General features: G+C 72.3%; 21 protein-coding genes and 1 pseudogene. 17 read left to right on the top strand and 5 right to left on the bottom strand.

Going from position 1 to position 23,152, the window contains the following annotated elements; genetic code table 11:
- The 6 genes and pseudogenes from F9B16_RS21790 to F9B16_RS21765 form a co-directional block, all read left to right on the top strand.
- Positions 1–419: pseudogene (locus tag F9B16_RS21790) on the top strand (ABC transporter); the annotation flags it as partial.
- Complete coding sequence (locus tag F9B16_RS21785) at positions 416–1,189, top strand: ABC transporter permease (protein ID WP_151541953.1); 774 nt, start codon at positions 416–418, stop codon at positions 1,187–1,189. The pseudogene F9B16_RS21790 and the gene F9B16_RS21785, both read left to right, overlap by 4 nt.
- A 164-nt stretch (positions 1,190–1,353) precedes the next feature.
- Complete coding sequence (locus F9B16_RS21780; RefSeq protein WP_151541952.1) at positions 1,354–2,112, top strand: SDR family oxidoreductase; 759 nt, start codon at positions 1,354–1,356, stop codon at positions 2,110–2,112.
- 67 nt (positions 2,113–2,179) lie between these two features.
- Positions 2,180–4,171: a ferritin-like domain-containing protein gene (locus F9B16_RS21775; protein ID WP_151541951.1), complete on the top strand. Its 1,992-nt coding sequence runs from the start codon at positions 2,180–2,182 to the stop codon at positions 4,169–4,171.
- A 47-nt stretch (positions 4,172–4,218) separates the two neighbouring features.
- Positions 4,219–5,166: an RNA polymerase sigma-70 factor gene (locus tag F9B16_RS21770; protein ID WP_151541950.1), complete on the top strand. Its 948-nt coding sequence runs from the start codon at positions 4,219–4,221 to the stop codon at positions 5,164–5,166.
- Positions 5,163–5,906: a nuclear transport factor 2 family protein gene (locus F9B16_RS21765; RefSeq protein ID WP_151541949.1), complete on the top strand. Its 744-nt coding sequence runs from the start codon at positions 5,163–5,165 to the stop codon at positions 5,904–5,906. The genes F9B16_RS21770 and F9B16_RS21765 overlap by 4 nt, the downstream gene beginning before the upstream one ends.
- Here F9B16_RS21765 and F9B16_RS21760 read toward each other — a convergent pair.
- On the bottom strand, positions 5,884–7,470 hold the full coding sequence (locus F9B16_RS21760; RefSeq protein WP_225991834.1) for a serine/threonine-protein kinase: 1,587 nt from the start codon (positions 7,468–7,470) through the stop codon (positions 5,884–5,886). The genes F9B16_RS21765 and F9B16_RS21760 overlap by 23 nt on opposite strands.
- 139 nt (positions 7,471–7,609) lie before the next feature.
- On the opposite strand from F9B16_RS21760, the gene F9B16_RS21755 reads away from it, so the two are divergent.
- Complete coding sequence (locus F9B16_RS21755; protein ID WP_151541947.1) at positions 7,610–8,419, top strand: class I SAM-dependent methyltransferase; 810 nt, start codon at positions 7,610–7,612, stop codon at positions 8,417–8,419.
- Here F9B16_RS21755 and F9B16_RS21750 read toward each other — a convergent pair.
- Positions 8,416–9,435 (bottom strand): NADPH:quinone reductase, encoded by a 1,020-nt coding sequence (locus tag F9B16_RS21750; RefSeq protein WP_151541946.1) that lies wholly within the window; start codon positions 9,433–9,435, stop codon positions 8,416–8,418. The genes F9B16_RS21755 and F9B16_RS21750 overlap by 4 nt on opposite strands.
- The gene (locus F9B16_RS21745; RefSeq protein ID WP_225991833.1) at positions 9,432–10,316 is read right to left on the bottom strand and encodes an aldo/keto reductase; all 885 of its coding nucleotides are present in this window, start codon (positions 10,314–10,316) and stop codon (positions 9,432–9,434) included. The genes F9B16_RS21750 and F9B16_RS21745 overlap by 4 nt, the downstream gene beginning before the upstream one ends.
- Positions 10,317–10,580: 264 nt before the next feature.
- Between F9B16_RS21745 and F9B16_RS21740 the strand changes: the two genes are divergently transcribed.
- From F9B16_RS21740 to F9B16_RS21730, 3 genes are all read left to right on the top strand, one after another.
- On the top strand, positions 10,581–11,168 hold the full coding sequence (locus F9B16_RS21740; protein ID WP_151541945.1) for a TetR family transcriptional regulator: 588 nt from the start codon (positions 10,581–10,583) through the stop codon (positions 11,166–11,168).
- Positions 11,169–11,216: 48 nt separating this feature from the next.
- A complete protein-coding gene (locus F9B16_RS21735) occupies positions 11,217–11,459 on the top strand; it encodes a hypothetical protein (RefSeq protein WP_151541944.1) in 243 nt (80 codons plus the stop codon).
- 174 nt (positions 11,460–11,633) lie between these two features.
- Complete coding sequence (locus tag F9B16_RS21730; RefSeq protein ID WP_151541943.1) at positions 11,634–12,821, top strand: beta-1,3-glucanase family protein; 1,188 nt, start codon at positions 11,634–11,636, stop codon at positions 12,819–12,821.
- Here the strand turns inward: F9B16_RS21730 and F9B16_RS21725 are convergent.
- Entirely contained in the window at positions 12,808–13,752 is a 945-nt protein-coding gene (locus tag F9B16_RS21725; RefSeq protein WP_151541942.1) for a LysR family transcriptional regulator, read from the bottom strand. The two genes, F9B16_RS21730 and F9B16_RS21725, sit on opposite strands and share 14 nt — an antisense overlap.
- A 24-nt stretch (positions 13,753–13,776) precedes the next feature.
- Between F9B16_RS21725 and F9B16_RS21720 the strand changes: the two genes are divergently transcribed.
- The 3 genes from F9B16_RS21720 (at position 13,777) to F9B16_RS21710 (ending at position 16,626) form a co-directional block, all read left to right on the top strand.
- Positions 13,777–14,181 (top strand): tetratricopeptide repeat protein, encoded by a 405-nt coding sequence (locus F9B16_RS21720; protein WP_151541955.1) that lies wholly within the window; start codon positions 13,777–13,779, stop codon positions 14,179–14,181.
- A gap of 72 nt (positions 14,182–14,253) precedes the next feature.
- On the top strand, positions 14,254–14,694 hold the full coding sequence (locus tag F9B16_RS21715; RefSeq protein WP_151541941.1) for an SRPBCC family protein: 441 nt from the start codon (positions 14,254–14,256) through the stop codon (positions 14,692–14,694).
- Between the two features lie 960 nt (positions 14,695–15,654).
- Entirely contained in the window at positions 15,655–16,626 is a 972-nt protein-coding gene (locus F9B16_RS21710; RefSeq protein ID WP_151541940.1) for a ParB/RepB/Spo0J family partition protein, read from the top strand.
- A 99-nt stretch (positions 16,627–16,725) separates the two neighbouring features.
- On the opposite strand, the gene F9B16_RS21705 is transcribed toward F9B16_RS21710, so the two are convergent.
- Entirely contained in the window at positions 16,726–18,882 is a 2,157-nt protein-coding gene (locus F9B16_RS21705; RefSeq protein ID WP_151541939.1) for an MMPL family transporter, read from the bottom strand.
- A 155-nt stretch (positions 18,883–19,037) separates the two neighbouring features.
- Between F9B16_RS21705 and F9B16_RS21700 the strand changes: the two genes are divergently transcribed.
- The 4 genes from F9B16_RS21700 (at position 19,038) to F9B16_RS21685 (ending at position 23,119) form a co-directional block, all read left to right on the top strand.
- Positions 19,038–19,652: a TetR/AcrR family transcriptional regulator gene (locus F9B16_RS21700; protein WP_151541938.1), complete on the top strand. Its 615-nt coding sequence runs from the start codon at positions 19,038–19,040 to the stop codon at positions 19,650–19,652.
- A 344-nt stretch (positions 19,653–19,996) separates the two neighbouring features.
- Positions 19,997–21,244 carry a cation:proton antiporter gene (locus F9B16_RS21695; protein WP_151541937.1) on the top strand — a complete coding sequence of 416 codons (1,248 nt, stop codon included), beginning with the start codon at positions 19,997–19,999 and terminating at the stop codon, positions 21,242–21,244.
- A gap of 463 nt (positions 21,245–21,707) precedes the next feature.
- Positions 21,708–22,307 carry a DJ-1/PfpI family protein gene (locus tag F9B16_RS21690; protein WP_151541936.1) on the top strand — a complete coding sequence of 200 codons (600 nt, stop codon included), beginning with the start codon at positions 21,708–21,710 and terminating at the stop codon, positions 22,305–22,307.
- A gap of 80 nt (positions 22,308–22,387) precedes the next feature.
- On the top strand, positions 22,388–23,119 hold the full coding sequence (locus F9B16_RS21685) for an antibiotic biosynthesis monooxygenase family protein (protein ID WP_151541935.1): 732 nt from the start codon (positions 22,388–22,390) through the stop codon (positions 23,117–23,119).
- Positions 23,120–23,152 lie beyond the last annotated feature (33 nt).

Below are 23,152 nucleotides of genomic sequence, written 5' to 3'. Positions count from 1 at the left end.
CCATCTTCCTCACCACCCAATACCTCGAAGAAGCCGACGAACTCGCCGACCACATCGCCCTCCTCGACCACGGCCACCTCATCGCCGAAGGCACCGCCGACGACCTCAAACGCCTCATCCCCGGCGGGCACGTGTCGCTGCGCTTCACCGACGACGACACCCTCAAGGGCGCCCTCACCGCGCTCGGCCAGGGCTTCATCGACCCCTGCGACGACGACCGGCTCACCCTGCAGGTCCCCTCCGACGGCGGCGTCGCCTCCCTGCGTGATCTGCTCACCCGCCTCGACACCGCCGGCATCGAACCCGCCGACCTCAGCGTCCACACCCCCGACCTCGACGACGTCTTCCTCACCCTCACCGGCCAACCCCACCACCACCACGACGACCGCGACGAGCAGAAGCAGGAGACCGCGCGATGAACACCCTCTCCCTCGCGGCGCGCGATTCGCGCACCATGGTCCGCCGGCAGCTCAAGCGCCTGATCCGCTACCCGTCCATGACCGTCCAGCTGATCGTCACCCCGGTGATCATCCTGCTGCTGTTCGTCTACGTCCTCGGCGGCACCCTCGGCAGCGGGCTCGGCGGTGGACGCGACGCCTACATCGACTACGTCCTGCCCGGCATCCTGCTCATGGCGGTCGCCACCGGCGCCACCGGAACCGCCGTGATGGTCGCCACCGACATGACCGAAGGCATCATCGCCCGGTTCCGCACCATGCGGATCTCCCGCGCCTCCGTCCTGACCGGCCACGTCGTCGCCGCCGTCATCCAGCAGATCATCGGCATGGCCGTCGTGACCGCCATCGCCCTGGCGATCGGGTTCCGGCCCCACGCCACCGCGCTGGACTGGGTCGCCGCCGTCGCCATGCTGACTCTGTTCGCCCTGGCCATCACCTGGCTGTCGGTCGCGCTCGGCCTGAAGTCCTCCACCCCCGAGGCCGCCAGCAACGCCCCCATGCCCCTGGTGCTGCTGCCCTTCCTGGGCAGCGGGTTCGTCCCCACCGACTCCATGCCCACCGCCCTGCGCTGGTTCGCCGAATACCAGCCCTTCACCCCCATCATGCAAACCCTCCGCGGACTCCTCCTCGACACCCCCATCGGCAACAACGCCGCCATCGCCACCGCCTGGTGCGCCGGCATCGCCGTCGTGTCCTACCTGTGGGCCAAGCACACCTTCAACAAGGCATAACCCCCGATGAACCGGCCGAACAGGGCCGCCAGACCACCCGGTCCGGCGGCCCTACGCCATTTCCGGAAAATCTTTCGCGGGGCTGTCACAGGTGGATGGGGTGGCGTGTCTTAGCTGGCGACCGGGTGGTGACCGACGGCCCGGCGGACGAGAGGGGCTTTGTGATGAAGGTCGTGGTGATCGGTGGTACGGGGCTGATCGGGTCGAAGGCGGTGCGGCTGCTGCGCGAGCACGGGCATGAGGCGGTGCCGGCGGCGCCGAACACGGGGGTGAACACCCTGACCGGTGAGGGGCTGGCGGAGGTGCTGGAGGGCGCGTCGGTGGTGGTGGACGTGTCCAACTCGCCGTCGTTCGAGGACGAGGCGGTGCTGAACTTCTTCACCACCTCGACCGGCAACCTGCTGGCGGCCGAGCGCAAGGCGGGTGTGGGTCATCACGTGGCGTTGACGATCGTGAACACCGATCGGCGGCCCGACATCGGCTACTTCCGGGCCAAGGTCGCCCAGGAGCGGTTGATCGAGGCGTCGCCGGTCCCGTTCTCGCTGGTACACGCGACGCAGTTCTTCGAGTTCGGGCGGCGGATCGCCGACGAGGCGGCGGCCGGGGGCGGCACCGTTCCGATGCCGCCGGTGCTGTTCCAGCCGATCGCGGGCGAGGAGGTGTCGGCGGTGGTGGCGCGGACGGCGGCGGGCGCGCCGCTGAACGGGCGGATCCAGATCGCCGGTCCGGAGGTGTCGCGGATGGATGAGTTCTTCCGCAAGGCGCTGGCGGCGTGGGGGGATCCGCGCGAGGTGGTCACCGACCCGCACGCGCACTACTTCGGCGCCGAGATGCACGAGCGCGACCTCGTCCCGGACGAGGGCGCCGCGACCCTCGGTGAGATCACCTACGCCGACTGGCTGGCGGCCAACCCCGCCAAGTGACACCCCGCCGGCGCCGCGACGGCGTCCGGCCGGGCGGCCATCCCGACGAACCGTGTGCGGAGGACAGATGAGCACGCCGACCGGCGACGAGTTCGAGATCGAGTTCGAGGCGGAGGTCGAGGCCGAGCTCGACCTGGCCGAGTCGAGCGACCCGGGCCGGGCGGCGGAGCTGCCGGCCGAGGAGTGGCTGTTCGACCCGGCCGACGTCGAGCGGGAGGAGGTCGAGCTCCGCAACCTCCTCGGCGCCGCCCGCGTGCCCGGGCGGCGGCGGGACACTGCTGCCGTCCCGCCGCCAAGGATCGCCACGATCGGCGATCTCCGCGAGCACCTGCAGTGGGCGGTCGAGCTGGAGCACGCGACCCTGCCGCCGTACCTGTGTGCGCTCTATTCGCTCGACCCGGAGCGCAACCCTGAGGCCGTCGAGGCGGTGGCGGGTGTGTTCATCGAGGAGATGCTGCATCTGACGCTGGCGGCGAATCTGCTCAATGCCGTCGGCGGGAGCCCGCGGCTGGACGCGCCGGAGCTGCTGCCGCCGCATCCCCGGCGGTTGCCGCACGCGGCGCCGTCGCTGGAGCTGTCGCTGCTGCCGTTCGGTGACGAGGCACTGGACATGTTCCTGCGTCTGGAGCGGCCGGCGCCGCCCGGCGCCCCCGCCGAGGACACCGGCTACGAGACGATCGGGCAGTTCTACGACGCGATCGAGGCGGGGCTGCGCGGCCTGTGCGCCCGGCTCGGCGAGGCGGAGATCTTCACCGGCGACCCGGCCCGCCAGATCGGCGCCGCGCATTTCCAGCACACCGCCGGACGGATGATCGCCGTCACCGGCCTGGCCTCGGCGCTGGCCGCGCTGGAGGAGATCGTCGAGGAGGGCGAGGGCACGTCCCGCGGCGCGGTCTGGGACGGCGACCCCGACGTCCACCACCCCGACCGGGACGAGGTCGCCCACTACTACCGCTTCCAGGAGCTGCGGGCCGGCCGCCGCTACCGTCGCGGCGACACCCCGCGGTCGGGGCCGACCGGCGAGCCGGTCGGGGTGGACTTCGGCGGCGTTCTGCCGATGCGGCCCAACCCGAGGATTGCCGACCATGCGCCGGGCAGCGCGATCCGGACCGCGCAGGAGGAGTTCAACCGGACGTACTGCACCCTGCTGCACCTGCTGGAGCAGGCGTTCAACGGCAGCCCGCGGCTGCTCGCGGTCGCCGTCGCCACGATGTACAAGCTCAAGGCGCAGGCTCAGGCGCTGATGCGCATGCCCGACGGCGAGGGCACCACGGCCGGTCCGACGTTCGAGTACGTCCCGCTGCAGGAGCGCGGATGGAGCATCGGTGACGAGCCGCAGCGCGTCAACGTGCTGCCCGACGGCCCGTACCTGGTCTACGGCGGCGTCCCGCTCCGCCGCAAACGCAAGATCGTCTCCTCCGACAACAATGCCGCGCTCACCTGGCAGACCGGCGACGCCCTGCCGACCGAGCCCGTCTACGCGCTGTGCCGCTGCGGCCATTCGCGGTCCAAGCCGTTCTGCGACGGGACGCACGGCCGGATCGGGTTCGACGGTACCGAGACCGCCGACGTCCGGCCCTACAAGGAGCTGCAGCACGTGCATGACGGGGTGGACATCTCGGCGCAGCGGGTCGGTGAGCTGTGCATTCACGCCGCGTTCTGCATCGGGCGCACCCGGCCGATCGCGGAGATGCTCGCCGAGACCGGCGACAGCGACGTCCGCTCCAACGTCATGGGACGGATCGATCACTGCCCGTCCGGCTCCTACAGCTACGCCCTGCGGCGCGGCGGCGAGACCATCGAGCCCGACCTGCCGCCTGCCATCTCCGTCCTCGAAGAGGAGGACGGCCTGGCCAGCGCCCTGTGGGTGACCGGCGGCGTGCCGGTCCACCGCGCCGACGGGCGGCCCCTGGAGACCCGCAACCGCATGACCCTGTGCCGCTGCGGGCATTCCTCCGGCAAGCCGCTCTGCGACGGGACCCACCGCAAGATCGACTTCCGCGAGGAGGCGTCCGGCCCGGCCGGGACCGCCCCGCTCGCGGGACGCGGCGACGCATGATGGGCGGGCGCGACCGGACCGCCCCGCGATCCGGAACGGGGGCGAGCATGGTGGCGGACGGCGGACCGGCGGGCGACGCGGAGGCCCCTGGCGACGTGCAGGCGGCGGGCGATCTCGAGTGCGCCGCGGCGGTCTTCGCCGAGGTGCGGCCGCGCCTGTTCGGCATCGCGTACCGGATGCTCGGCAGCGTCGCCGAGGCCGAGGACCTGGTGCAGGACGTCTGGCTGCGCTGGCAGACCTACGACCGCGCCGCCGTGGCCGACCCCGCGGCGTTCCTCGCCACGACGGCGACGCGGCTGGCGATCAACGTCCTGCGGTCCGCGCGGGTCCGGCGCGAGACCTACATCGGACCCTGGCTGCCCGAGCCCGTCGACACCGGCGCCGACCCGCACCTCGGCGCCGAGCGGGGCGAGGCGCTCAACCTCGCGGTGCTGATGCTGCTGGAGCGGCTGTCGCCGACGGAGCGCGCCGCCTACGTCCTGCGGGAGGCGTTCGACTACCCGTACCCGCAGATCGCCGCCATCGTGCAGGTGGGTGAGGCGGCGGCGCGGCAGCTCGTCAGCCGGGCCCGCAAGCACCTGCGGTCCGAGCGGCGGGCGCCGGTGACGGGCGCGGAGCAGCGGCGGCTGCTGGCCGCCTTCGTCGCCGCCGCGCGCGCCGGCGACCTCGCCGCCCTGGAGGACCTCCTTGCGGCGGACGCGGTCAGCTACTCCGACGGCGGCGGCGCGGCCCGGGCGTCCCGCTTCCCCGTGGTGGGGGCGTTCCGCGTCGCCAAGTACGTCAGGGCGTTCGCGGACCGGTTCTGGGACGGCGTCGAGGTGGAATGGGCCACCGTCAACGGGCAGGCCGCCGCCCTGCTCCGGCGCGACGGCGCGACCTTCACCGTCCTGACCGTCGACGCGTCCGAGCAGGGCATCGGCCGGATCCTGTGGATGATGAACCCCGCCAAGATCACCGCCGCGTCCGGCGGCCGCTCCCCGGACGGGCGGCGGTGACCGGCCCGGACGGGACGGTGTCGCTGGCGGAGATGCTCGACGAGCGGCGGCACCTGCTGGACATCGCGGAGGGGATGTTCGGCGCGGACGCGGCCGACCGGATCGTCCACGAGACGTACCGCCGCTGGTACGCGCTCGACGACGACGAACGCGCGGCCATCGCGGTGCCCCGGGCGTGGCTGACGCGGGTGGCGGCCGGGATCTGCCTGGGCCTGCTCACCGGCGGCGTCCGCGACGGCGACGACGCCGTGCCCATGCCCGAGGAAACGGTTCGCCGGGCGCCGTCCGGGCGCCCCGCGGCCGATCCCGTCACCGCGTGGCTGCGGCGCCACCCCGAGAGCGACCATTCCGACGCGGCCCTGCTCGCGCGGCACGACCGCGTGGTGCGCCGGTTCGCCGCCGCGTGCGGCGCCGGGGACACGGCGGCGTTGATGGACGTCCTGGCCGGCGACGCGATGGTGGTCAGCGACGGCGGCGGCAAGGTCCGCGCCGCCGCCCGCCCGGCCCACGGCGCGGACGCCGTCGCCCGCTTCATGACGGCCCTGCTGGCCGGGGAGCCCCGGACCGGCGTGACCGTCCGGTCCGTGAACGGCCGCACGGGACTCCTCCTGCACCGGACGGGACGGGCCGTGGCGGTGGTGGGCGTCAGCACCGCCGGCCCGGTGGTCACCGCCGTGTGGATCACCCTGAACCCGGACAAGCTGCGGCGCTGGCACGCTAGTCGGCCGGGACGGTCGTGACGACCTTGCCCTGCGTGTTCGCCGCGAGGTAGCCGCCCCCGTAGTCGTCGGTGAGGTACACCATCATGGTCGGCCGGTCCCCGTTGAAGGCCCAGGACGCCCTGATGATCACGTACTTGTTCGTCGGCTTCGGCACCTTCAGTGTGCGCGCGGCGCGGCTCATGAGCGCCGGGAGAGCGTCCCAGTTGAAGCCGTTCAGATTCACCTTGGCGTCGTCGGTGACGCCGATGCTGGGGCGCGCCTTGACGGCGGCGTCGGCGCCCTTCTCGTAGGTGTAGTTGTCGAACGCGCCGCGGCGGCCGCGGACCGGCGCGTCGGCGTTCGCGCGGTCCGCGTAGACGGTCATGCCCGCGAACTGCCGGGACCCCGACGCCGCCTCGAACTTCTTGATCACGTTGCGGACGGCGGCCGGGGTGAGCAGGGTCTTCGGCCCGGCGGCGGCCTTGCCCGGGCCCTGCGCGTCGTAGGGGGTGACGGTGCCGGACGGCAGGCCCGCGCCGGCGTCCGCGCCCCCGGCCTCCTTGAGCAGCCTGGGGACGAAGATGACGGCCGTCACGAGCAGCACCGCCGCCACGCAGGCCACGGGCACGACGATCGCGCCGACGATCAGCCCGGTCCGGCGCCGCCGCGCGGGCACCGAGGCCGCGGTCCCCGAGAACCCGTTCGGGTTCGTCCCGGGGCCTGCCGGGTGGACGGGCGGCGGGGGCGGCGGGGGAGGCGCCGGGGTCTGCCGGGCGTCCGCCGCCTGGGCCAGGAGATCGTCCAACTCGGACGCCGTCGGCCGGGCCGCCGGGTCGGGTACCAGCAGCGCCTGCAGTGCGCGCGCGAGCGGACCGGCGTGCTGCGGCGGCGGGATCCGGGCGGCCATCACCGCCGCCAGCGTCGCCACGGCCGTCGTCCGGCGCAGCGGGTTGCGGCCCTCGACCGCCACGTACAGCAGCAGGCCGAGCGACCACAGGTCCGAGGCCGGGTCCCCCTCGCGTCCGTGCAGCCGCTCCGGCGCGATGTACTCCGGCGAGCCCACCAGCCCGCCGGTGGCCGTGACCCGCGACGCCTCCTCCAGCACCGCGATCCCGAAGTCGGTCAGCACCGCCGTGCCGTCCGCGCGCAGCAGGACGTTCGCGGGCTTCACGTCGCGGTGGCAGATGCCCGCCGCGTGCGCGGCGCGCAGGGCCGCGAGGATCCCGCGCCCGATCGCCGCCGCCTCCGCGGGAGGCAGCGGCCCGCCCGCCAGCCGGTCCTGCAGGGACCGCCCCGGGACGAGCTCCATCACGAGCCACGGGTGCGGCATGTCGGGCGAGTCCACGATGTGATGGATGGTCACCACGTTCGGATGGTGGAGGCGGGCCAGCGCGCGCGCCTCGCGCATCACCCGCTCGCGCATCATCTCCGCGACCGACGGGTCGCCCTCCGCCGCGTCGCTTCCGGCGAGCCGCACCTCCTTCAGCGCGACCTCGCGGTGCAGGGCCAGGTCGAACGCGCGCCAGACCGTCCCCATCCCGCCGCTGCCGAGCCGTCCCCGCAGCTCGAAGCGCCCGTCGATCACCGTCTGCCCAGAGGTCACGCCGGACAGCCTAGAACCACTGATCGCCAGGAAACGGTCGAACCGGACGACATCTCGCGCGCCCGTCCCGCTCGTGCCCGCCCGCCGGGGGAGCGCGGCGGGCATTCACCGCCCGGTGCGTTCGGCGGACAATGGCGGGATGGCGGTGAACTTCGGTCCGACGGCGCACGACTACGCGAGATACCGGACGGAATTCCCGTCCGACCTGTTCGCCAGGCTGGCCGCCCTGGGGGTGGGGCTGCCCGGCCAGCGCGTCGTGGACGTCGGGACCGGGACCGGAGTGCTCGCGCGCGGCTTCGCCGCGGCCGGCTGCACGGTGGTCGGGGTCGACGTCGCCCCGGAACTGCTCGCGAAGGCCGAGCGGCACGGCGCCGGGGCGTCCGAGCGGCCCGGCGCCGGGGCGTCCGAGCGGCACAGCGGCGGCGTGTCCTACCGGCGGGCGCCGGCGGAGGACACCGGGCTGCCCGGCCAGGCGTGGGACGTGGTCAGCGCGGGTCAGTGCTGGCACTGGTTCGACCGGCCGCGCGCCGTCGCCGAGGCGCGTCGCCTGCTCGTCCCCGGCGGCGCGCTGGTCATCTGCTACCGCGACTTCTCCACCGGACCCGGCAGCGTCGGCGCCGCCAGCCTCGACCTGGCCCGCGCCTACAACCCCGACTGGCCCGAGGCCGGCGGCCTGGCCGAGAACCCGCACTGGCGCGACGAGCTGGCTGCCGCCGGCTTCGAGGGCCTGCACGGGTTCGCCTTCGACACCGTCGTCCCCTTCACCCATCGCGCCTGGCGGGGACGCATGCGCAGCGCCAGCGGCATCGGCGCCACCCTGCCGCCGGACCGGATCGCCGCGTTCGACACCGACCTGGCCGAGCTGCTCCGCGCGCGGTTCCCGCAGGAACCCCTCCAGATCGCTCACCGCATCGATGCGCTCGTCGCCCGGCGCCCTGCGGATCACTAGTCCGGTACCGGGACGTCCACCAGGATCTTGCCGACCGCGCCGCCCTCCACCTCACGGTGCGCGTCGGCGGTGCGGTCGAGCGGGAAGCGGAGCAGCGGCAGGCCGTGCTCCTCGCCGACCGGCAGGGCACCGTCGCGGACGGCGGCGGCGACGTCTTCGGCAGCGGCAGCGCGCACGTCCGGGCCGGCCGTGTAGAGCACCAGGAACTGCAGGCGCGCGTTCAGGACCATGGTCCGCAGCACGTCCAGTTCGACCGGCTTGCCGCCGTCGTTGGCGTAGGTCGAGATCGTGCCGCGCGTCCGCAGCACCGCCAGGTCGAGGGCGAGGTTCGCGCCGAGCGCCACCTCCGCGACGATGTCGACGCCGTCCGGGGCGATCGCGCGGATCCCGGCCGCCGGGTCGCCCGCGCGATAGTTGACCACGTGATGGGCGCCGGCGGCGGCCGCCAGCCGGGCCTTCTCCGGGCCGCTGACCGTCGCGATCACGGTGGCGCCGGCCCAGCGGGCGAGCTGGATCACCGCGTGCCCGACCGCCCCGGCCCCGCCCGCCGCGAGCACCACCCGGCCGTCGAGCGCGCCGGGCCGCAGGCGGCGCGGGCCGTCCTCGGCGACGGTGAGCGCGCGGTGCGCGGTGAGCGCGGGGACGCCGAGCGAGGCGCCGACCTCGAACCCGATCCCGTCCGGCAGCGGCACGGCCTGCTCGGCGGGCACGACGGTGAACTCGGCGGCGGTGCCGGTGGACCGTCCGGCCGCGGCCAGGAACACCCAGACCCGCTGCCCGGCCCGGCCCCGATCGACCCCGTCGCCGACGGCGTCGATCACGCCCGCGCCGTCCAGGTGCGGGGTGACCTCCGGGAACCGCAAGGCGGCCCCGGAGCGGGCCTGCACGTCGGCCGGGTTCACCCCGGACACGGCGACCCGCACCCGGACCTCCCCCGGACCGGGCGCGGGCAGGTCGCGGTCGACGAGCCGGAGAACGCCGGGGCCGCCGTTGCCGCGGTAGACGACCGCCTTCACGACGCCCGTCCCGGCTCGCCGATCGGGACCTCGCTGGAGCGGGACTCGACGGCGTCGAGGGCGGCGAGGGCGCCGTCGGCGGCGTCGTCGAACGCGATGTCGCCGACCGCCATGTTGGCCTCCAGATGGGCGAGGTCGGCGGTGCCGGGGATCAGCAGCACGTTCGGGGCGTGCCGCAGCAGCCAGGCGAGCCCGACCTGGGACGGCGTGACGCCCAGCGCCCCGGCCACGGCGTGGACGGCCGGCTCCTCGGTGACCTTGGGCAGGCCGGGGAAGGCCCCGCCGAGCGGGAAGAACGGCACCCAGGCGATGCCCTCGGCCGCGCACAGCCGCAGCATGTCCTCGTCGTCGCGGGAGACGAGGCTGTAGGCGTTCTGCACGCAGGCGATCCCGGCGGGCAGGGCGCGGCGGAGGCCGTCGAGGGTGACGCTGCTCAGCCCGATCGCGCCGATCTTGCCCTCGTCGCGCAGGGCCGTCATCACCGCGAGCTGGTCGTCGAGGTCGACCACCTGGTCGCCCTCGGCGCGCAGGCCAGGACCGGAGTCGAGGCGCCGGAGGTTCACCACCGGCAGCCGGTCGACGCCGAGGCCGCGCAGGTTGTCCTCGACGCTGGCCCGGAGCTGCTCCGGCCGCTGCGCGATCCGCAGCGGCAGGCGCCCGCCCGGGTCGGGATCCGCGCCGACCTTGGTGACGACCAGGACGCCGTCGCCTGGACGGAGGGCTTCCCGGATCACGGCGTTGGCGAAGCCGAAGCCGTAGAACTCGGCGGTGTCCACGTGGTTCACGCCGAGCTCGACCGCGCGGCGCAGCAGCGCGACGGCCTCGCCGCGCCGGTCGCGCAGCCGGTCGAGCTGGGCCGCGCCGTAGCCGATCCGGGACACGGTGCGGCCGGCGAACGTGGCTGTGGGGGTGCTGATGGGTTCTCCTCGTGTCGGGGACGTCGCCGCGGCCCAGGAGAGCGCGGGCGGAACGCGCCGCGGTCCGGTGCGCTCGCCGCCCACCGTACAAGCAGCGAATGACAGATTTCAATAATTGTCATCCAGATGACGGTCGACGGGGTTTGGCTTCCGTTAGTCCCGTGCCGTACGTTCCGCCGTGGAGGCCCGCCCGGCGCCGGCCTCCGGCGAGCCCGATGAGGAGGCCTGATGCGCGGGGAGCCACTCGACGCGGAGACGATCGTGTCGGCCACCGAGGAGGTGCTGCGCCGCCACGGCCCGGAGAAGACCACGGTCCTCGACGTCGCGCGGCTCCTCGGAGTGAGCCACGGGAGCGTGTACCGGCACTTCCCGTCCAAGGCGGCGCTGCGCGAGGCCGTGATCCGCCGCTGGCTCGACCGGGTGCGGGACGACTTCGCCGCAGCGGCCCAGGACTCCGGCCCGACCCCGCCCGACCGGCTGCGCCGCCTCCTCACCGCCATGTTCGCCGCGAAATGGGCCAAGGCCAGGGAGGACCCGGAACTGTTCGCCACCTTCCGGGTCCTCGCGGCGGAGCACAGCAGCGTGTCGTCCGGCCACGTCGAGTTCCTGGTCGGCCTGATCCGCGCGATCGTCGCCGACGGGATCGCCGGCGGCGACTTCGCGGCCGGCGAACCGGCGGCGATCGCGCGGGCCGTCCTCAACGCGACCAGCCGCTACCACGATCCGATGCACGCCGCCGAATGGAGCTCCCCGGAGACCGCGGCCGAGTCCGAGGACGTCATCGCGCTCATCCTCGACGGCATCCGCGCCCGCTGAGCACGATCGGGCCTGGTGGGATCGCGCCGGCTGGTGCACACTTCCCCCATGCCTCACGCCGGCCACCTCGAAGGGCCGGACGGGCTGCGCGTCGAGGCCGTCCGGCTCGGCGACGCCGACGTGGCCTTCGCCCGCGCCCGCCATCCCGATGCGCGCGCCGGCCAGACCTGGTTCCTCCTCACCCGCCGCGGGCGCCTGGTCGCCTACTGCCGCGACGTCGAGGAGGTCGCCGAGCACGTCGACCTCTCCGACCTGCACGGCCCCGGCGACGCGGCCGAAGACGCCTGCTGAAGGCCGTCGGCGAATTCCGGGACGGGCTGGCGGGCGCCGTGTCCGGGCCTAATTGGAAAGACTCTTGACAGTAATGGTGCCGTCCGCGACCGTGAAGACCGTCGACATCTCTTCCTGAGACGCGCGTGTCATCACAACGGCGAACCGTCCCCACCCCCGCCAGGAGAGTCTCCGTTGGTCACCCGCAGATCGTTCCTCGCAGCGGCCGGAACGGCCGCGCTCACCGTCCCGTTCGGACGCGGCCTGCTCGGCGGGCCCGCCCTCGCGGCACCCTCGACGTGCGGGCTCACGCTCGCCAACCACGGCGCGGCTCCCGTCAACGCCTACATCACCGGCCGTGAACAGGGCACCGACCGGCTGATGCTGCTCCGCGCCGACAGCACGCCGTACTATCCCGCGTCGCCCTCCGCGCCGCAGACCCCGCTCCCCGACTGCTCGATCCCGGTCGCCGCCGGCGGCGAGGCGAACCTCACCCTCGGCCAGATGTACGCCGCCCGCATCTACTTCGTGAAGAACGACAGGCTCGACTTCTTCGTCAATCCCGGGCCCGCGCTCGTCGAGCCCGCGTTCGCCAACCCGTCCGACCCCAACTACCTGAAGACCTGGTCGTTCTGCGAATTCACGTTCAACCCGACGCAGCTGTTCGCGAACGTCTCCTACGTCGACCTGCTCACCGCCCTGCCGATCGGGCTCGACCTCGCCGGCGACTCCACGCACACGGTCGCGCCCGCGCCCGCCGGAGCGGTCGACGCGGTCGCGAACGCCCTCGCCGCCCAGGCGAACGTCGACGGGCAGCCGTGGGACCAGCTCGTCATCCGCAAGGGCGGCGGCGTCCCGCGGGTCGTCGCGCCGCAGGACCACATGGCGAGCCACCCCGGCGCCTTCTCCTCGTACTGGGACGCCTACGTCGGCCGGGTGTGGGACAAGTACGCCGGAACCGACCTCCGCGTGGACGTCCAGGGCGGACGCGGCGTCTACACCGGGCGCGTCAACGGCGGCGTGCTCACCTTCAACGACGGGAGCACGTTCGCGCGGCCCGCGTCCAAGGACATCTTCACCTGCAACGACGGGCCGTTCGCCAACAACCCCGGCGACTCCGACATCAAGAAGGGCCTGCTCGCCCGCATCGCCGCCGCGTTCAACCGCAGCACGATCCTCAGCAGCGCCGACCAGCCGAACGGCACCCGCGAGCCGGACTACTACCAGGACCCGACCACCAACCACTGGGCCCGGATCCTGCACGCCAACACCCCGATCGGATACGCCTTCCCCTACGACGACGTCTGCCCGGACGGGCAACCGGACGTGTCCGGCGCCGCAAGCGACGGCAACCCGAAACGCCTCACCGTCACCGTCGGCTAGAGCGGCTCGCCCAGCCGGGGATCCAGGTCCCGGCGGCGTCGTGGCCGGGCGCGGCGGCGGCGAGATGGGCGCGGAGCACGGCGAGCGCCGGATGGCCGTTGTCGCGGTGCCACAGGATCGAGTGCGGGTAGACGGGCATCGGGTCCGTCACCGGGATGCGGCGCAGGCCGTGCCCGGCGGGCCAGACGAGACGGGTCCGCGCGCCCATGAACGTCGCCAGCGCCGGGGTGTCGGCGACCGTGTCGAGGAGCGCGTCGGAGCCGAAGTTGGGCCCGGTCGCCTCGATGGTGAGGCCGAACTCGGCGACGAGGTCGTCGTAGTACGCGGCCCACTCGGTTCCGGGGACGATGCCGGGCATCCAGATCCGGTGCCCGACGAGTTGCGCGAGGGTCAGCGACCGCGCGGACGCCAGCGCGTGCGCGGGGCCGGTGAGGAGTTCGAGCGGCTCGTCCAGCACCCGGACGGATTCGATGTCCTTCGGCAGGGGCCGTCCGGGCGCCGCGACGGCCCGGAACGACGCGTCGATCTCGCCGGACCGGATGGCGTCGACGGCCGTCTCGATGCCGAACAGCATCACCACGTCGAGGTCGATCTCGGGGTGCGCGCGGTGGAACCCGCGCATGAGGCCCGACGCCGCGCCGCGCGAGCTGATGATGTCGACGCGCAGCGGCCGCCGTCCGGCGCGCACGGACGCGACGGCCCGGTCGGCGGCCCGCAGCAGCTCCCGCGCGTGCGGAAGGAACGCCTGCCCGTCGATGCTGAGCTCGACACCGCGCGGCGTGCGGGTGAACAGCCGCACCTCGAGGGCGCGTTCCAGCGCGGCGATGCGCTTGGACACGGCCTGCTGGGTGACCGCCAGCTCGGCGGCGGCCTCCTGGAACTGCCCCGCGTCGGCGGCGGCCACGAACGTCCGGACAGCATCGAAATCCATGCACGCACCCTAGAGTTCCGGATCATGCAGGACACGTACGAAGAGGGTGAGGCCCTGTACTTCGGCGGGGATTACGCCGAAGCCGAACCCCTTCTCCGCCGCGCCGCCGAGGCGGATCACGCGCATGCGGCGTACCTGCTGGGGCGCTGCTGCGAAGAGCTCGGCCGCCCTCAGGAGGCCACGCGCGGCACCTTCCTTGAGGAGGACGGGGAATTGCAGGAGGCGGAGACCTGGTACCGGACGGCCCTGGAGGAGATGGCCGCGCACGAGGACCCCGACGATCGGGATGAGGACTACGAGGCCAACAGCCAGGTCATGGTCAACCTGGCCGACCTGGCCGACCTGCTGGAACGCACCGGCCGGCCGGACGAGGCCCGTGAACTGCGCAGGTGTGCGGCGGGACGGGTGGCGGCGGGCGGGGGCGAATAGCGTCGCCCCGTTCCGGTCGTGGGGTGGGGTGTCGTGCGGCGTCCGTGGAGGGGGTGCGGCAGGATTGGGGGCATGGGACAGGTCGTGGTCACCGCGGAGAAGACGTTCAAGGCGAGCCCGGAGCAGGTGTTCGCAGCGCTCGCGGACTACACGGGCGTGCGTTCGAGGATGCTGACCGAGCATTACAGCGAGTACGACGTGCGTGAGGGCGGGCAGGGCGAGGGCACGGTGGTGCACTGGAAGCTCGCCGCCACGAGCAAGCGGGTGCGCGACTGCCTCTTCTCGGTCAGCGCCCCCGGCGCCGACACTCTCGTGGAGAAGGACGCCAACTCCTCGATGGTCACCACCTGGAAGGTGTCGCCCGCCACCGGGGGCGCTCGGGTCCAGGTGAGGACGACCTGGGACGGGGCCGGCGGCGTGGGCGGCTTCTTCGAGCGCACCTTCGCCCCGAAGGGGCTGCGAAGCATCTACGACGCGCAGTTGGCGAAGCTGGACGCCGAGCTGGGCGCCTGACCGGGCGTCTCGGATCGCGCCGCCGGAAGGGGCGCCCGGCAATGCTCTCTTTGTAGCGGTCCAGATTGGCACGGTCCCATCTTCGGGGCGCTGCGGAACGGAGCCCGGTGCATTCCCCGTCTCCGCCGTGGGCGGGCTTCCGGGACGGTCGGCTTGGACCTGGGGAGCGCGTTGTAGCAGGTCACGCCACCTGAGTCGGGAGGTCGCCCGCCGGTTCGGGTGGTTGTCATCTGTGGATTTCGGGCGCGGGGCGGCTTGTTTCGAGTCGCTTGAATTCTGCGACTTCTGCGTTGGCATTCCGCGCGCGTAAAGGTCGTCGGAGTTCTGTCTGCGACGTTCTCATGTGTTATAAAAATGGTGTGTTACGACGGTTTTCTGATGGTTATCCGCTTGTTTGGCGGCGGGTGGTTGAAAGATTAAGTAGTTGTGCTGCTTGATATCGTTCGAGGGTCGATGTCAAGGGGGTTGTCCGGACGTGGGCCGGGGTGGCGGTGGAGATCAACGTCACTATCAGAGATTTCGCTGATGGGGCGGGTCGGATGCCCGGTTTCAGGAGCGGGCCATCAAAGGGTTACCCTGTGGTAAGGTGCGCTTCCATTAAGGGCTTCATGTTCTTGTATTTCAGTCATGCCGCCCTTCTGATTCATCCCCGTCCACTTGTCGCAAGCGGTCGCCGGTGTGAAAATCGCCACCTAACTATCCGTGCAAAGCGGGTTCTTTGCCGTGTACGCCGACCGTACTACGGCAGTTAGCGGACGGCGCCGCACCGGGGCACTCTCCTGATCAGGAAGAACGGTCATGCCGCGATTGCCGGGTACGGCAGTTCTCTGTCAGCAGAGCCACCAGCGGAAGGCAAAGCGCGGGAGTGAGACTGTTCTATGGCGCCCATTCCAGAGGGGAGCAGTCATGACCCGCCCAGGTGATCATCCGCATCATTCGGGATACCGAGATCAGAGCTCGATGGAAACCGTGCCGATCGTCTCGCTCCGGGCCGGCGACTCGCCGCGGTTGAACGGTGTGGACCGTGCCCACGTCGCGCGGCTCGCCGAGATGGAGACACCGCTCCCGCCCATCCTGGTGGACCGGCGCACCATGCGCGTCATCGACGGGATGCACCGTCTGATGGTGGCGTCGCTGCAGGGCCGCGAGACCATCGAGGTGGTGTTCACCGAGGACAGCGAGGCGGACATGTTCCTGCGCGCCGTCCAGGAGAACATCGCGCACGGGCTTCCGCTGCGGCAGGCCGACCGCCGGGCCGCCGCCGAGCGGATCATCTCCACGCATCCGCACCTGTCGGACCGTGCCATCGCCGAGGTCGCCGGTCTGGCGCCGAAGACCATCGCGTCCATTCGGCGCCGGTCGGCGAAACAGTCGAAGCAGGCGGACGCGCGCGTCGGAAGGGATGGAAAGGTCCGGCCGCTGGACACCAGCGAGGCCAGGAAGCGCGCCGCGGAATTGCTCACCGAGCAGCCGGAGGCGTCGCTGCGGGATGTGGCCCGTGCGGTCGGGATGTCCCCGGCGACGGTCCTCGATGTGCGCAAGCGCCTGGAACGCGGCGAGCCGCCGGTACGGAAAAAGCCGGCCGCGGCCCGCGGCACCGAACCCGGAAATAGGAGTGCGTCAGCGGTGCGCGCGGCCGGCCGTCCGGCCCGGGGTCCGCGTACCGCCGGGGGCGCCAATCCGTCCGTCATCGTGGAGCGGCTTTCCCGCGACCCGTCGCTGCATAGCAGCGAACGCGGGCGGGGCATGCTCCGCCTGCTGCACATCAATGCGGTCAGCCTCGCCCACCCGGATCCGGCCGCGGCGGTTCCGCCGCATTGTGTCGCGACCGTCCTGCAGCTCGCCCGTCACTACTCGCAAATGTGGAGCGACTTCGCCCAGGAACTCGATTCGCGGGCCCAGGTGATCAACCCGTCCGCCTCCGGCCTGTGAAAGGAAAAAGGATCCGCGGTCCCGGTGAGGTCGCGGGTCCCGGTGAGGCCCGCGGTCCCGGTGAGGTCGCGGGTCCCGGCGGCCGGCCGGCCGCCGGGATCAGGCGGCGGTCGGCTTCGGGGCGGGCTCCGGGGCGAGCGGCTCCTCGACCCGCGGCAGGACGCGGTCCAGCCAGGACGGCATCCACCAGTTCGCCCGGCCCAGCAGTTCCATCACCGCGGGCACGAGGACGAGCCGCACGACCGTCGCGTCGATGAGGACCGCCACCCCGAGGCCGAGGCCGATCTGCTTCACCGCGACGTCGGCGGTCGCGACGAACCCGAAGAACACCACGACCATGATCGCGGCGGCGGCGGAGATGACGCGGGCGGTGACCGACAGGCCGCGGGACACCGCCGCCGAGTTGGTGTCGCCGTCCAGCCAGGACTCCCGGATCCGGGACAGCAGGAACACCTGGTAGTCCATCGAGAGCCCGAAGAGGATCACGAACAGGAAGACCGGGACCCAGGTGGTGACCGGCATCTTCTCCGGGAAGCCGACGAGCCCGCCGCCCCAGCCCCACTGGGTCACGGCGGTCAGCACCCCGTACGAGGCCATGATCGACAGCAGGTTCATCACCGCCGCGGTGACCATGATCACCGCGGACCGGAACATCGCGAGGACCAGCAGCATCGACAGCACCAGGACGATCGCGATGACCCACGGCAGCCGCTGCCCGATGAAGTTCGTGAACCTGATGTTCCCCGCGTTCGGGCCGGTCAGGTAGGCGCGCACCCCGGTGCCGGCGGTGGCCCGCGGCAGCGTGTCCGAGGTCAGGGTCTTCACCAGCGCGTTCGTCGCCGCGGCCTGCTCCTGGGTGGTCGGGTAGGCGATGATCATCAGGGCCCGGCCGTCGGCCGCGACGACGGGCGGCGCGACCTCGGCGACCCCGGGCCGGGACCGCAGGGCGCCCGCGATCCGGGCGGCGGCGTCCGGCGCGGCGGCCCGCGACGGGAGCTTCGCCGCCACGATCAGCGGCGCGTCGAAGCCGGGGCCGAACCCCTCGGACATCGTCCTGTACGTCGCGTAGCTCATCGACCCGCGCGGCTGCGTCGACTCGTCCGGCATCGACAGGCGCATGGACAGGACGGGCGCGGCGAGGGCCAGGATCACGGCGAGGGCGCTCACCGTCGCGACCACCGGTCGCCGCTGGATGAACGAGGCCCACCGTCCGGCGGCGTTCGGTTCGCCGGCGGCGTCCGTGCCCGTGCGCCGCCGCCGGAACGTGAACCGGGACGGCTTCGCCAGCCGCGTGCCGGTGAAGCCGAGGAAGGCGGGCAGCAGCGTCATCGAGGCCAGCACGGTCATCGCGACCGTCGCGGCGGCGGCCACCGCGACGCCGTTCATCAGCGACTCGCGCAGCGCCAGCAGGCCCAGCATCGCGATCACGACGGTGATCCCGGCGGTGAGCACGGAGCGTCCGGCGGTGCGCATCGTGGTGACCGTGGCGGTCTCCGGATCGGCGCCCGCCCGCAGCTCGTCGCGGAACCGGGTGACGATGAACAGCGCGTAGTCCACGCCGACGCCGAGGCCGATGCCGGTGGCGATGATGGGGGAGTAGGACGGCGCCGGGAACAGGTGCCCGAGCAGCTTGAGCAGCGACAGCCCGGTGCCGATGCCGAACAGCGCGGTCGCGACCGGGAGCCCCATCGCGAGGAACGACCCGAACGCGATGAGCAGCACGATCATGGCGGCCGCGACGCCGATCCCGTCGGAGGACCCGCCGGACGGTGCGTCGATCTTGTCGACGACGTCGCCGCCCAGCGTGAACGTCACGCCGTGCCCGGACGCCTCGGTCGCCTGCTTCATCAGCTTCTTGATCTCGCTGGTCGGCAGGGACGTGCCCGGTTCGGTGAACTGCACGGTCGCGAACGCGATGTGCCCGTTGCGGGACACGTGCGCGTACGGATCACTGACCCCAGAGACGTGCGGCGCGGTGCGCAGCGGCGCCAGCGCGGCCTCCACCCGGGGGCGCACGGCGGCGTCGGTGACCGGCGCCGCGGACTTGATCGCGACGGTGAGCCGGTCGCCGGACTGCTGGGGGAAGTGCCGGTCGAGCAGGGTCTGGCCGGGGTCGCTGGTGTTGACGTCGTTGTCGGGGCTGGCCCCGTAGAGCTGCCACAGCGTCACCAGGCAGGCCAGGCCGGCGATCCAGGCCAGCAAGGTGGTCCAGCGGTGACGGAAGCAGGCGCGGCCGGCCGTTCCGAGTATCGACATCGTGACCTCGCTAGGAGCCTGGGGTTCGCTGCACGCCGCACCGCGGGCCGTCGCGGCACGGCACGAACGTACGACGGGCCAAAATTTATGTCAAGGCAAGGACACTGGTCAGACCTAGAATTCTGGTCTGACATATTTTGTGTTACGGTGCTGCCATGGCCATGGGACTGCGGGAGCGTCGCAAGCAGGAGACGCGCCAGGCCCTCTCGAACGTCGCGATGCGGCTGTTCGAGGCCAAGGGCTTCGACGAAGTGAAGATCATCGAGGTCGCCGACGCGGCCGGCGTGTCCAAGATGACCGTGACGAACTACTTCCCCCGCAAGGAGGACCTGGTCTTCGACCGGGCCGAGGTGATCATCCGCAGCCTGGCCGACACCGTCACCGCGCGCCCCGCCGGGGAGAACGCGCTCACCGCGATCCGCCGCGACTTCACCGCCCGGATCGCCGCGGAGGACGCCGTCCCCACCCCGGCGTTCGCCCAGATGGTGCAGAACAGCCGCATCCTCACCGCGCGGGTGCGCGAGATCGCCGACCTGCGCGAGCAGGCGCTCGGCGACGCCATCGCCGCCGAGACCGGGCAGGACGACCCGCTGCAGCGGATCGTCGTCGCGCAGCTCGCGTCGGTCCACCGCGTGCTGTTCGGGGAGGCCTTCCGGCGCGTGCTGGACGGCCGGCCGCGCGACGAGATCGTCCGCATGCTCGCGACGGCCGCCGACCAGGCCTTCGACCGGCTCGAGGCGTCGCTGGGGGACTGCTTCATCAAGGCCTGAGCGAATCGGCCTTTCCCGTCGCCGTCCGCCCTCCCTTTCACCGCGCCGCCCTGGCGAATCCTCTTCGTGACCGATGGTGGCCCGCGCACGCCGAATGGCTCCTGAACGCGCGGACGCCACCAGGCGAGGCGCCGCCGGCGGACGCGCACAATCCGGTGGCACCGATCCGCCGAAATGACCGCGGCGTTCACCGCCCGCCCGCACCGGCGGGCACGAAATGGACAGTGCCGAATCCCCTGCCTAGCCTTCCGGTGAAATCGCGAGGAGTGTCGTTCACCCGGAATTCACCACCGTTTCCGAACGTGCTCCCGGCAATTCGTCGAGATGCGAGACGAGGTCGTCCATTGGAACCGGTAGTGGCCGTGGTCATCGGCGATATCGCACTGGTCTTCGTGACCGCCACGCTGCTCGGCGCGGCGGCGCGCAGGTGCGGTCAGCCGGCCGTCGTCGGGCAGATCATCGCGGGGATCCTGCTGGGCCCGAGCCTGCTCGGACGATTGCCCGGCCATCTCGACGGCCGGCTGTTCCCGAGCGACGCGCTGCCCTACCTGACCATGCTTTCGCAGGTCGCCATCGTGGTCTTCATGTTCTCGGTCGGGTACGAGCTGGAACTCGGCGCGATCCGCGGGCACGGCCGGGTCGTGCCGCTGCTCGCGCTGGGCGCGCTCCTGGTGCCGATGGCGCTCGGGATGGGGTGCGTGCTGCTCCTGCACCCGGAGTTCGCCGACCTCGGCATGCGCGGCCACGGCCGCTCCTTCCTGCTGTTCATGGGCGTGGCGACGTCCATCACCGCGCTGCCCGTCCTCGCGGCGATCGTGCGCGAGCGCGGCCTCGCCAGGACGACCGCCGGCGTCGTCGCGACCGCCGCGGCCGGGATCATGGACGCGCTGGCCTGGCTGGTGCTGGCCGCGGCGCTGATCGGTGGCGGCCGCACCGGCCGGTTCCCGCTCCCGGTGACGATCCTGCTGGTCGGCGGGTTCGTGGTGGTGATGCTGGCGGTCGTGCGTCCCGCGCTGGCGTGGTGGACGGACCGGGGCCGGTCGGTGCTGTCCAGCCCGGCGCCGGTCGCGTTCGCGCTGGCCATGGGGAGCGCCTGGGTGACCGCCTCGCTCGGCCTGCACCCGGTGTTCGGCGCGTTCCTCGCCGGCCTGGCGATGCACGGCCGGAAGCGGGCGCCCGACGCGGACGTGCTGCGCGCGATGGACCAGGTGGGGAGCCTGCTGCTGCCGCTCTTCTTCGTGGTCACGGGCCTGTCGCTGAACATCGGCGCGGTCCGCGGGAAGGCCCTCCTGCTGCTCGGGGTCGTGGTGGTCGTCGCCTGCGCCGGGAAGCTGGTGCCCTCCTACGGGATCTCCCGGCTCTGCGGGCTGCCGCCGCGCGAGTCCGCCACGATCGCGGCGCTCATGAACACGCGGGGCCTGACCGAGCTGATCGCGCTCAACGTGGGGCTCGCCGACGGGATCATCGACCGGCGGCTCTTCACCGTCCTGGTGCTGATGGCGCTGATCACGACGTTCGCCACCTGGCCCTTGCTGTCGCTCATTCGGCCGACCCGGGAGCCGGAGGCGGCCGTGCAGGAATACGTCGGCTGACTTCGGCCCCGCCCCCCGCACTTCGACCCCCGCCCATCACACTTAGGCCCCGCCCATCGCACTTCCACGCTGCCCATCGCACGGTTTTCTGTGAAAGTCCACCCCGCAATGACGCGGGCGTGGGCGGGTTCACGTGCTCGGCTTCACGTGCTCGGCCATGCCGTTCAACCGATGCCGTGTGCGCACTTGAACGCGCGCCCTCGCGATGACCCTTGCCTATTCGCGGCGGCGGCCGACACATTTGACACTCCGGCGGCCGCGACGCACGCTTGGGATGCACGGGAAATACGGACCAATTCGTCGACTGTGCGGGGTTTCAGAAAACGACCTGGAATCCATAAAGCGTGTTCTCTGGACGGTTCACCGCCCCGGTCGGCGATGCCGCCGGCCGGGGCCGGACGGGCACGGCGTCCCCCACCGAACACCGCGATCGATTCCGGTCCACGACGGAAGGCAGGCGCACATGACCGGCTACGGGCTGCTGATCTTCGACGGCGCGGACGAGCTGGACTTCACCGGTCCGTGGGAGGTGTTCGCCGTCTCCTCGATCCTGCGCGACGGGGCCGACTCCTCCGCGCTGATCGCCGAAAGGCCCGGCCCCGTGAGCTGCCAGAAGGGCATGCGGGTCGTCCCGAGCCACACCCTGGACGACCACCCGCCGCTGGACGTCCTGGTGGTCCCCGGCGGCGCCGGCGTGCTGCGCGAGCTCGGCAACTCGGCGATCAAGGACTGGATCCGGAAGACCGCCGCGAGCGCCGCGTGGACCGCCAGCGTGAGCACCGGCGCGTTCCTGCTGCACGAGGCCGGGCCGATGCGCGGCCACCGGGCGACGACCCACCACGCCTACACCGAGCGCCTCCAGGCCCTCGACGACGTCACCGTGGTCCCGAACGCGCGGTACGTCGTCGACGGCGACCTGATCACCAGCCAGGGGATCTCCGCGGGCATCGACATGGCGCTGTGGATCGTGGGCCGCCTGCACGGCCGGGACCACGCCCGGGAGGTGCAGTGGCGGCTGCAGTACTACCCCGCGCCGCCCTACCAGGCCGACGAGCCCCTCTGACGCACGGCCGCGCGGACCGGCCGCGGCCGCCCGCGGCCGGCGAGCGCGCTGACATCCCCCGGTGGAAAGGCGAGGAGACCATGCCGTTCATCAATCCCGAGGACGGATACCTGACCGTCATCAACCTGTTCAAGACCGACACCACGGAGAAGCGGGACCGCCTGCTCAAGGAGACGATGGAGGTGGTCGACAGTGTCGGCTACCCCGGCTGGATCTCCAGCACCGTCCACCTGGGCGAGGACAGGCTCGGCACGCTGAACTTCATCCAGTGGCGCGCCGTCGAGGACCTCCAGTCGTGGTACGCGGGCGAGGTCTTCAAGCACCGCGACATGTCGGTCTTCCTGGAGATCATGACCTACGGCCGGCTGCTGCAGGCCGAGGTCGAGCTGAGCCAGTGCCACCCGGACGCGGGGAAGGTCCCCGAGATCTCCCCGGAGCGCGAGGACTACACGGTCGTCGAGATCTTCGACGTGCAGCCGGAGCGGCAGGGCGCGCTGATCTCCTCGATCAGCGCCGCGCACGAATGGCTCGTCGACACCCCCGGCTACCGGTCGCAGAGCGTCCTGCGCGGTGTGCGCGCGCGGGGCCCCAAGGGGGTCGGCGAGCTGGAGACGCTCGGCCCCGACAACTCCTTCGTCGTCGTCTACTCGCAGTGGTCCGGCAAGGAGGCCTACGACGCGTTCCGCTCCGTCCCCGACGACGCGCGGCCGGCCGCCCGCCGCGCGACCGACATCGAGCGGTACGCGCTGACGACCTCCGCCGACTGGAACACCTACCGGGTCGTGCACGCCGGTTCTGCCGACCGGCCGTGAACGCCACCGAATTCCGCACGGTAACGCCATCCG

This window comes from Actinomadura montaniterrae, assembly GCF_008923365.1.
GTDB lineage: Bacteria > Actinomycetota > Actinomycetes > Streptosporangiales > Streptosporangiaceae > Spirillospora > Spirillospora montaniterrae.
The sequence above is the reverse complement of the archived record's forward strand: the minus strand, read 5'-3'. Positions and strand labels throughout refer to the sequence as shown.

Bases quoted from the DNA above. Each gene is read 5' to 3' on its own strand.
- F9B16_RS21780 (WP_151541952.1), top strand. From the start codon at position 1,354: ATGAAGGTCGTGGTGATCGGTGGTACGGGGCTGATCGGGTCGAAGGCG.
- F9B16_RS21690 (WP_151541936.1), top strand. From the start codon at position 21,708: ATGACCGGCTACGGGCTGCTGATCTTCGACGGCGCGGACGAGCTGGAC.
- F9B16_RS21755 (WP_151541947.1), top strand. From the start codon at position 7,610: ATGGCGGTGAACTTCGGTCCGACGGCGCACGACTACGCGAGATACCGG.
- F9B16_RS21770 (WP_151541950.1), top strand. From the start codon at position 4,219: ATGGTGGCGGACGGCGGACCGGCGGGCGACGCGGAGGCCCCTGGCGAC.
- F9B16_RS21710 (WP_151541940.1), top strand. From the start codon at position 15,655: ATGGAAACCGTGCCGATCGTCTCGCTCCGGGCCGGCGACTCGCCGCGG.
- F9B16_RS21720 (WP_151541955.1), top strand. From the start codon at position 13,777: ATGCAGGACACGTACGAAGAGGGTGAGGCCCTGTACTTCGGCGGGGAT.
- F9B16_RS21700 (WP_151541938.1), top strand. From the start codon at position 19,038: ATGGCCATGGGACTGCGGGAGCGTCGCAAGCAGGAGACGCGCCAGGCC.
- F9B16_RS21740 (WP_151541945.1), top strand. From the start codon at position 10,581: ATGCGCGGGGAGCCACTCGACGCGGAGACGATCGTGTCGGCCACCGAG.
- F9B16_RS21715 (WP_151541941.1), top strand. From the start codon at position 14,254: ATGGGACAGGTCGTGGTCACCGCGGAGAAGACGTTCAAGGCGAGCCCG.
- F9B16_RS21705 (WP_151541939.1), bottom strand. From the start codon at position 18,882: ATGTCGATACTCGGAACGGCCGGCCGCGCCTGCTTCCGTCACCGCTGG.
- F9B16_RS21785 (WP_151541953.1), top strand. From the start codon at position 416: ATGAACACCCTCTCCCTCGCGGCGCGCGATTCGCGCACCATGGTCCGC.
- F9B16_RS21685 (WP_151541935.1), top strand. From the start codon at position 22,388: ATGCCGTTCATCAATCCCGAGGACGGATACCTGACCGTCATCAACCTG.
- F9B16_RS21775 (WP_151541951.1), top strand. From the start codon at position 2,180: ATGAGCACGCCGACCGGCGACGAGTTCGAGATCGAGTTCGAGGCGGAG.
- F9B16_RS21735 (WP_151541944.1), top strand. From the start codon at position 11,217: ATGCCTCACGCCGGCCACCTCGAAGGGCCGGACGGGCTGCGCGTCGAG.
- F9B16_RS21725 (WP_151541942.1), bottom strand. From the start codon at position 13,752: ATGGATTTCGATGCTGTCCGGACGTTCGTGGCCGCCGCCGACGCGGGG.